This is a genomic window from Polaromonas sp. P1_E1_2, assembly GCF_056406035.1.
Genome location: NZ_JBFUAZ010000944.1, coordinates 1 through 1,016, shown reverse-complemented (window position 1 = coordinate 1,016; position 1,016 = coordinate 1). Strand labels below are relative to the sequence as shown.

General features: G+C 59.9%; 1 protein-coding gene and 1 pseudogene. Both read right to left on the bottom strand.

Features of this window, described 5'->3' with window-relative positions; translation table 11 throughout:
- Positions 1 to 739: protease modulator HflC (gene hflC, locus AC1D1P_RS24295; protein ID WP_477674786.1), on the bottom strand; the 739-nt coding region annotated here is incomplete at its 3' end.
- An 11-nt stretch (positions 740 to 750) separates the two neighbouring features.
- Positions 751 to 1,016: pseudogene (locus AC1D1P_RS24290) on the bottom strand (FtsH protease activity modulator HflK); the annotation flags it as partial.

Sequence of the window (1,016 nt, the reverse complement as noted above, 5' to 3'; positions counted from 1 at the left end):
ATTCGGCATAGGTGCGAGCGGCTTCGGCATCGCCCTCGCCTTTGACCTTTTGCGCATCGCGGTAGGCGTTGGCGATGGTGACTTCTCGCTGGCGGTCGGCGTCGGCACGGATTTTTTCGCCTTCTGCCAAACCGGTAGAACGCAGTTCATTGGCCACGCGTTGGCGCTCCGCAACCATGCGCTTGTAGACGGAATCGGTGATGGCTTCCACATAGTCCACGCGCGTGATACGCACGTCGACCACGTCAACGCCCCAGGGCTGCGCACCCTGCACGGCTTGAAGCACTTCCCGCTTGACGTCGGCCATCAGGGCTTCGCGCTTGAGCGAAAGCAGGTCCTTGACGGTGCGTTTGTTGATCTCTTCCTGGAAGGCATTGCGCACCACGCGGTTGAGCTGGTTGGCGCCGGTTTTTTCGTCCAGGCCGACGTTGCGGATGTAGTCGGTGGGCTGGATGATGCGCCAGCGCACGTACCAGTCGATCACGACACGCTGCTTTTCTGCCGTCAGCATGGGCTCGGCGTCGACGCTGTCGAGCACCAGCAGGCGCTTGTCGATGTAAGAGACGTTCTGGAACGGCGGTGGCATCTTGAAATGCAGGCCCGGTTCAGTGACCACATCCTTGATCTGCCCCAACGCATAAACCACGCCGAACTGCCGCTGGTCCACCACAAAAAGCGTGGAGCTGAGCAATGCCAGGATCACCAGCAACGAAGAAATGATAAATCCAACTCTATTCACGATCGTCTTCCTTAGCGTGTTTCACGATCGCGCGTGCGGGAAGCATCGCGGGATCGGGCATCAAGGGGCAAGCTGGAAACAGGCGCGGCAGGCACCGTTGGCGAAGACGCTGCGCCGGGAACCAGCGCGGGCTCTGCGGTACTGCCAGCATCACCCTGCGTCGTCATCTGCATGATTTTGTCCAGCGGCAGGTACAGCAGGTTGGAGCCCTGACGGGACTCGACCATCACCTTGGTCACACTGGAATAAACCTGCTGCATGGCGTCGGTGTACATAC